The organism is Sphingobium sp. GW821-FHT02B05, from assembly GCF_059421905.1.
On the sequence record NZ_JBWKVW010000003.1, the window covers coordinates 384,072 to 391,893 of the forward strand.

The following is a 7,822-nucleotide window of genomic DNA, read 5'->3' on the forward strand; positions in this document are numbered from 1 at the left end:
CAGGGGCGCGACCGGCAAGCACGGGAATGGGTAAGGATCAGAAGCTGGCGGTGATGCCGAACTTCGCGGTCCAATTATATTCCTCATATTGCAGCAGGCGCTTGGCACCGGCGTAATTCTGATAGGCGAAATAAGGTTCGTTGGTGGCGTTGATCCACTCGGCGAACACCCGCACGCCCGGTGCGACACGATATTTCGCGCTCAGGTCGAGCTGGAAATGATTGTCGACATAACGGTCGTCTTCCGCCTTGCCGCCCACTTCGTCCAGATATTTGTCGCGATAGGTACCCGCCGCGCGCAGCGAGATCGGACCCTTTTCATACCCCAGGACCAGGTTGAACGTGTTCTTGGACGAAGAGGCCAGCGGGATGCTGCGCGGGTCGGTGATGTCGCCGTCCGTCAGCACCGTGCCCTTGGCATCGGTATAGGTATAGTTGGCGTTCAGCAGCAGGCCGTCGAGCGGCGCGGGCAGGAAGCTGAACACCTGGCTGTAGGACAGTTCGAAGCCCTTGATCTTCGCCTTGTCGCCGTTGATGTAGGTCGTGAGCTGATTATAGTCGACGCCATAGATGGTGCCCGGCTGGTCGATCGTCTGCTCGACGACGAAGTCCTTGATCGACTTCCAGAAGAAGCCGCCGGTCAGGGCCGCATTGGTGCCGAAATACCATTCGGCCGAAACGTCCATGTTCCAGGCATCATAGGGCTTCAGGTTCGGGTTGCCGAGCGTGGCTTCGCCATCTTCGTTGATGTCGAAGCGCGGCGCCAGGTTCGACAGCTTGGGACGCACCAGGCTCTTGTAGCCGCCGAAGCGGAAGACGAGGTTGCGGACCGGCTCGTAGCGCGCCGTCAGGCTGGGCAGCCAGTTGGTATAGTTGCGGATGAAGCGGGTCGGCGTGATCGTGATGTCCTCGACTTCATCACCGGTCGCCAGCGTCTGGAAGGCCTGAATGTCGTTGCGGGTCTGCTCCATGCGAACACCGGCGATGACGCGCAGCGTGTCGCTGTCCCAGCGGCCCATCAGATAGCTGGCAAGGATATCTTCCGTCACCGAATAGTCCGACGTGGTCGAATTGAGCAGCGAGTCGAAGTCGTTGCGCTCGAAATTGCTCAGATTGTCGTAGAAGAAGTTGGTCGGGCCGGTGTGGCTGGCCTGCGGCAGGATATCCTGGATGCGATAGGTCTGGCCACCCAGCACGTCGGCCAGCGTATAGTCGCCATCATAGCCGTCATAGACGTCGGCTTCCAGATTATAGCTCTTCTTGCGCCAGCGCGCCTTCATGCCGGTCTGGACCGTGAGGGTGCCGCCGTCCATGGCGAAGGCGCGGCTGATGTCGCCCTTGATCGTATATTCGCGATCCTTCGAATCCGACAGGGTGGTGCGTTCCAATTCGTTGAAGCCATATTCCGACGCATCGTAGAAGGCTTCGGTATTGCCGGTCACGGTGTAGGTCGGCTTCATCGGGTTGGAATAATCGAAGCCGACGTCAACGCCGTCGCCATCGAAGCGGGCGCGGAAGCGGGTCGGGTCGATCGAGCCATTTTCACGCTCGCTGGCTTCCGACCAGCTGCCCGAATAGGTCAGCTTCCAGGGACCGGTGTTGGTTTCGCCGCCCAGGGTCAACGACTTGATCCGCTGCTTTTCGAAGCGATCCTTCATGCGGCGGCGCACTTCGATGCGGCCGTCTTCGTCGGTGAACTGGGCCGTGGTGGCGGAGCCGGAGGCCGGTTCTTCATCCATGATGAAGATCACATCGCCACGATATTCCTGATCCTCGAACTGGCTGTAGAGGCCGCGCGCGTAGAGCTTGGTCGTGTCGGTCGCCAGCCAGTCGAGGCTGAGCGAACCGCCCAGGCGCTTGCGTTGCACGTCATAGTCGCGATACTGGATTTCCTCGGCATAGGCGATGCCATCGTCGGTCTGGTTCCAGTCGGTCGCCTCGATATTGTCGCTCTCGAACTTGCGCTTGTAATAGCTTAAGCCACCGGCGATGCCGAAGCGATCGGTGATGCGGGTCGAAAAATCGACGCTGCCCTTGGGCGTCAGCGCGTCGGCATAGTCGTTGTAGCTGCCTTCCAGCTTGACCGAATAAAGATCCTTCTTGCGGTCGAAGGCGCTGGTGGTGTTGATTTCGATCGAGGCACCGATCGTGTCGCCATCCATGTCGGGCGTCAGCGACTTTTTGATTTCGATCGATTCGATCAGTTCGGACGGGATGACGTCCAGCGCGACCGAGCGGACGTCGCTTTCGGGAGCAGGAACGCGGGTGCCGTTGATCGACGCGGCGTTGAGTTCGGGGTCGAGACCGCGAACCGATACGAAGCGGCCTTCGCCCTGATCGTTCAGGATGTTGACGCCGGGCAGGCGGCGGATCGATTCGGCGACGTTCTGGTCAGGGAACTGGCCGATGGCGTCGCGGGTCAGGACGCTCTCCACACCGTCGGCGGCGCGCTGGCGCGACAGGGTCGATGCCTGGTTCGCAACCTGACCGACGACGATGATCGAGCTGTCGACATCCGAACCGATACGGATGTCTGCATCGATGTCGCCGCTGGCGGGCACGGTGACGGTGGTGCGGACCGGATCGGCGCCGACATAGCGTGCTTCGATCGTGTAGGTGCCGGGGGCGACGTCGGGGAAACGGTAATTGCCATCACGGCCGGCTTCGGCGACGCGGCCATTTTCGACGATGCGCAGCTGGGTGGATTGAAGCGCGCGCGTGCCGGTGCCATCCGACACGGTGCCGGTGATGGTGCCTGCAAAGGCGGCGGCCGGCGTGGCGAGGGCAACGACGATGGCGACGCGGCTGACGCCACGGAAAATGCGACTCATGATGGACTCCCTGTTGGCGAGGAGGTCCAGCAGCGCACGGCCGCGACGCCCCCGTCGCTTCGGGGGCGCAATTGCGGTGCGTTCCTTACAGCTTCATGCTGTTTTGGTTACATTTTGATGAAACGGCGCGTCTTGCAAAATATTACAACGGATCGGAGGCCCAGCGCTTCAGGCGTGCATAGAGGCCCGCGATCACCCCGGCGAACACCAGAATGGCAAGCGGGACGGCCCAGTGATTTTCCGGCACCAGCGCCAGCGGCGCATCGCTGTCCGTACTGGCGACGATGCCGGCGAAGGCGACGCCGAACAGGCTTTCGCCCACGATGAAGCCGGTCGCCATCAATACGCCCATACGCTCGGCAAATTCCGGGTTCGCCTGACGCACCGCCCAGCGATTGTAGAGATGGCCGACCAGCGCACCGACCGGGATCAGCAGCGTGAGCGCCATCGGCAGATAGATGCCCATGCCGACTGCGAGCGGGGGCAGGCGCAGCTTGCCCGACTTGCCCAGCAGTTCATCGATCGCGATCACGACCACGCCGATTCCGGCGCCGATGCCGATCAGATTCCAGTCCAGGTCGCCGCCCAGCACGCCTTTGGCCAGCGCGGAGATCAGCGCGGCCTGCGGGGCGGGCAGGGCATTGGGGCCAGCGCCCGGCGCGCCGGCGAAACCGAAGGCGCTGTTGAGCAGGTCGAGCACCGGTGGGATCACCAGCGCGCCGAACAACACGCCCAGGATCAGGGCGATCTGCTGCTTCCACGGGGTCGCGCCGACCAGCTGGCCGGTCTTGAGATCCTGGAGATTGTCGTTGGAGATGGTGGCGATGCCGAAGATTATCGCGGTGGTGAACAGCGCATAGGCGATCAGTGCCTGCGTCTGCGACGGGTCGCTGTTGCCTGACCCGTAAATGGCAGCGAGGAGCAACGATGCGCCCAGCACGGCAAGGATGCCTACACCCGAAATCGGGCTGTTCGATGCGCCGATCAGGCCCGCCATATAGCCGCAGACCGACGCGATGACGATCCCCGCGACCAGCACATAGGCCAGCGTCAGGCCGATGACCGGCACCGGATTGGCAGCGATCGGGCCACCCTGCGCAAAGACCCAGAGCAGGATGCCGATGGGCAGCAACGCCAGGAGGATGGTGCCGCCCACGATGCCGATCGGCAGGTCGCGCTCGGTAATGTCGAGGCTGGCGGCGTTGCCGGACTTGCGCGTGGCGTTGGCGACCAGCGCGCTGCGGATGCCGCTGACGATGGGGCCAAGGATCTTGAGCAGGGTCCAGATCGCCGCGATGCCGATCGTGCCGGCGCCGATGAAGCGCGCCTTCATGCGGAAGGCGGTGCCGACGATGTCCGAAAGCTCCGCGCCGCCGGGCAATGGCGAGGTGAGATAGGGGACGAGGCCGACCCAGCTGATCAGCAGGCCGATGAACATGGCGACGCCCACCGACAGGCCGACCAGATGGCCGACACCGATCAGCGCCATCGAAAAGCTGGTGGAAACGGACGTCGCACCCGCGCCGAATTTGAAGAAGGTGGCGGCTTCCTCCGCCAGGATGCGGGTCTTGGCAATGATCGAGAAGCTGGCGGCGGACACTGCGCTGGCGACGATGGCGGCCAGGCCGCGCTTGTTTTCTTCAAGCCCTTCGCGCGAGCCGGCACCGACCTTCAGCACTTCGGCCGCAGCGACGCCTTCGGGATAGGGGAGATCGGACCCGGTGACGAGCGCCCGGCGCAGCGGTACCGAATACATCACGCCCAATATGCCGCCCAGCGCGATGGTGCAGGCGCTTAGCCAATAGGGAAAACCCTGCCACCAGCCGATGATGACCAGGCCCGGCAGCACGAAGATGATCGCCGACAATGTGCCGGCGGCGGACGCGATCGTCTGGACGATGTTGTTTTCCAGGATCGTGCCGGTCGCAAACAGGCGCAGCACCGCCATGGAGATGACGGCGGCGGGAATCGATGTCGCAAATGTCAGGCCGATCTTGAGACCCAGATAGACGTTGGCCGCCGTGAAGACGAGGGTGATGAGCGCGCCGAGTATGACCCCGCGCAGCGTCAGTTCGGCCATGGCGTGGGTTTGCGCACCCTGGCCTGTTGCGTCCGTCATCTCTCTCAATCCTTGGCTTGGCAGCTTCTATCAGACGGCTGGTAATAATCTTGCTTGGGCTTGGATCAATCGGAAAGTGGAATCAGGAGGCGTTTCGGGTGGTCGCGACGGGCGGCAGATGGTCCAGCCAATGATCGACCAGGCTGGTCCAGCGCTGATAGCCGCGCGCATTCATGTGCAGGCCGTCGGATCTGAACAGCGAGGCGTCGGGCAGGCCATCGCTGGCCAGCAACACTGTACCAACGTCCAGATAGTCGAACCCGTCCGCCTTGGCGCGCGCGGCGACGGCGGCGTTGACCTGCGCCATCTTGGGCCGCAACGTCCATCGGATCGGACTGGGTTTCAGGGAAAGCCAGGCGATGGACGCGCGCGGATAATCCGCCCGCAATTTCTTGAGCAGCGTCAATATGTCGCGCGACACGGCTTCGGGCGATGTGCCCGCCGCCAGGTCATTCTCTCCGACATAGACGACCACCGAACGGGGCGGCACGGGAGGCAGCAGCCGTTTATAATAATGCAGCACATGGGCGGTCGTCGCACCGCCAAAGCCTCGGTTGACGGTGCCGATATCATGGAAGCTGTCCGCTATGTCCCACAGGCGGATGCTCGAACTGCCCAGGAACAAGGTGGCATCGCGCACCGGCAATCCCGCACTGTTCGCCTGGGCAAAGGCCTCTATCTCCCTCGAAAAAGGGAAGGACGGATCGGCATTGGGCGCCAAAGGATCGGCCGGGCCGGATGGCGGTGCCGCAAGGATGGCCGCCGGCGCGGCGCAGCCGATCAGCAACGCGGCCAACGCCTTCACGACGGCGGGCCTCATACCGGGGCCTGTGCCGGGCCCCATGCCGGGCAAGGCCGCCTTAATGACGATGGGACGGGCGCAGATTATATTTGCCGTCCGCATAGCTGCCGAACATGCCAGTGATGGCGGGATGATCGACCGGCTCGTCGCTGTCATCCACCGCCAGATTCTGCTGGCTGACATAGGCGACATAGCTGGACTCACCATTTTCGGCGAGCAGGTGATAGAAGGGCTGCTGCTTGTCGGGCCGGGCATGTTCGGGAATCGCCTCATACCATTCCTCGCTATTGGCGAAGACCGGATCGATATCGAACACGACCCCGCGAAAGCCGAACATGCGGTGTTTGACCACATCGCCAATGCTGAAACGGGCATGGACGATCGGCGGAGCGGTGATGCCGGTGCCGAAAATCTGAATCGTGTCTTTCATGTGACCAATTTAGGAGCCTGTTGCACGGACACAAGAAAAATAGCCGAAAGAGCGCTTGGCAAGTGCGAATTCATTCGCTAATGGCCGCCCCTCGACCGGGAATATGGCGCCTTGAACGGCCTGTTGAACCTTCTGCGGAGAGGTGGCAGAGTGGTCGAATGTACCGCACTCGAAATGCGGCGTGCCCTAGCGGGTACCGTGGGTTCGAATCCCACCCTCTCCGCCACGACTTTCCTAAGTGATTGTCGTTACTTAACCTTCTGACAAAGCGTCGCTTTCCACCGTCCCGGTGCTACAAAGTGGTGCTACAAAATGCGGTTGATGACGCATGTTCGAAGGTCGAGTGATGGCGGATTCGAAGTCCGCATAGTGGTCCCCGCTGGCCTTCGCTCCACGATTGGAAAAACGAACCTCACCCGACGCCTCGGGCGGCTCTCGAAATCGGACGCCAATCGTCTGGCCGCACCGGTCATCCAGCAGTTCCATGATCTCATTGAGCGAGCAAAGGCAGGACCGCTCGACGATCGATCTCCTGCACCTGTTGCCGTCGCCACCTTGCCCCAGCCTTCGAAGCCTTCTCCCCGGCAGGCTTTCTCGCCGAAACTGATGGCAATCTTCGACGGGTATCTGCGCGAACGGCAACCGTCGCCTGCGACGATCAAGCGGTGGCGTCCGGTGATCACCCATCTCGTCGATCATCTCGGGCATGACGAGCCGGGTAGCATCAGCGCCGATGACATCATTGGCTGGAAGGAGGCGCTGGCCCGTCAGGGCGCGAGTGGGCGGACTATCCGCGAAGTGTATCTCGCCGCCGCCAAGGTGGTGTTCGCATGGGGCGTCGAGAATCGGAAGCTGGACGCCAACCCCGCCGCTGGCGTCTCCGTGCGGGTGCCGAAGCGGCACCGCCCGCGTGGGGCGAGCTTCACCTCAGCCGAGGCGCGCACGATCCTGTCGGCATCGCTCTCAAGGGATCAGGGCAAGATCAGCCGAGAGCACGCTCTGGCTCGACGGTGGATACCATGGATGTGCGCCTACAGCGGCGCGCGTGTCGGCGAGATTGCTCAGATGCGAGGCCGGGACATCATTGAGGTGGAGGGCATCTGGGCGATGCGGATCACGCCGGAGGCCGGTTCGACCAAGAGCGGACAAGCGCGGATCGTGCCGCTTCACCCACATCTGGTTGAACAGGGGTTGCTGAGGGTCGCGGAACAGGCTGGCGACGGGCCGATCTTCTATGACCCTGCCCGTGGCCGAGGCGGGTCTGCTGGCAACGCCCATTATCGGAAGGTCGGCGAACGCTTGGCCGCATGGGTGCGCGACCTCGGCGTCGATGATCCGCATGTCCAGCCCAACCATGGGTGGCGGCATCTATACAAGACCGTCGCACGCCGAGCGGGGATGGAGCCCGAAGTGCGCGACGCGATCCAAGGCCACGCGCCCCGCAGCATCGGAGAGACCTACGGTGAGTGGCCGATCGATGTCTTGGCTCGGGCGGTCAACCTGCTGCCAAGGTTCAATGTCGGTGGATCAGTGAACCGGGCGTCCCCGCATGCGGGAACGCTCACCACTTTGTAGCACCGGGACGGTGGAAAGCGACGCTTTGTCAGAAGGTTAAGTAACGACAATCACTTAGGAAAGTCG

5 protein-coding genes and 1 tRNA gene are annotated in these 7,822 nt (G+C 62.6%); 2 read left to right on the forward strand and 4 right to left on the reverse strand.

Annotated elements, in window-relative coordinates; genetic code table 11:
• Positions 1–37 precede the first annotated feature (37 nt).
• The 4 genes from AC07UX_RS14085 to hspQ form a co-directional block, all read right to left on the reverse strand.
• On the reverse strand, positions 38–2,830 hold the full coding sequence (locus tag AC07UX_RS14085; protein ID WP_495192623.1) for a TonB-dependent receptor: 2,793 nt from the start codon (positions 2,828–2,830) through the stop codon (positions 38–40).
• 142 nt (positions 2,831–2,972) lie between these two features.
• Positions 2,973–4,910, reverse strand: a complete 1,938-nt coding sequence (locus tag AC07UX_RS14090; protein WP_495192651.1) for an OPT family oligopeptide transporter — start codon at positions 4,908–4,910, stop codon at positions 2,973–2,975.
• 121 nt (positions 4,911–5,031) lie between these two features.
• The gene (locus tag AC07UX_RS14095) at positions 5,032–5,853 is read right to left on the reverse strand and encodes a GDSL-type esterase/lipase family protein (RefSeq protein WP_495192624.1); all 822 of its coding nucleotides are present in this window, start codon (positions 5,851–5,853) and stop codon (positions 5,032–5,034) included.
• Positions 5,810–6,181, reverse strand: a complete 372-nt coding sequence (hspQ, locus tag AC07UX_RS14100) for a heat shock protein HspQ (protein ID WP_495192625.1) — start codon at positions 6,179–6,181, stop codon at positions 5,810–5,812. The genes AC07UX_RS14095 and hspQ overlap by 44 nt, the downstream gene beginning before the upstream one ends.
• A 136-nt stretch (positions 6,182–6,317) precedes the next feature.
• Between hspQ and AC07UX_RS14105 the strand changes: the two genes are divergently transcribed.
• A tRNA-Ser gene (locus tag AC07UX_RS14105) sits at positions 6,318–6,407 on the forward strand.
• 86 nt (positions 6,408–6,493) lie between these two features.
• Positions 6,494–7,756, forward strand: a complete 1,263-nt coding sequence (locus AC07UX_RS14110) for a hypothetical protein (RefSeq protein WP_495192626.1) — start codon at positions 6,494–6,496, stop codon at positions 7,754–7,756.
• Positions 7,757–7,822 lie beyond the last annotated feature (66 nt).

Excerpts from the sequence above, each read along its gene's own strand:
- AC07UX_RS14085 (WP_495192623.1), bottom strand. The coding sequence starts at position 2,830 with ATGAGTCGCATTTTCCGTGGCGTCAGCCGCGTCGCCATCGTCGTTGCC.
- AC07UX_RS14090 (WP_495192651.1), bottom strand. The coding sequence starts at position 4,910 with ATGGCCGAACTGACGCTGCGCGGGGTCATACTCGGCGCGCTCATCACC.
- AC07UX_RS14095 (WP_495192624.1), bottom strand. The coding sequence starts at position 5,853 with ATGCGGACGGCAAATATAATCTGCGCCCGTCCCATCGTCATTAAGGCG.
- hspQ (WP_495192625.1), bottom strand. The coding sequence starts at position 6,181 with ATGAAAGACACGATTCAGATTTTCGGCACCGGCATCACCGCTCCGCCG.
- AC07UX_RS14110 (WP_495192626.1), top strand. The coding sequence starts at position 6,494 with ATGCGGTTGATGACGCATGTTCGAAGGTCGAGTGATGGCGGATTCGAA.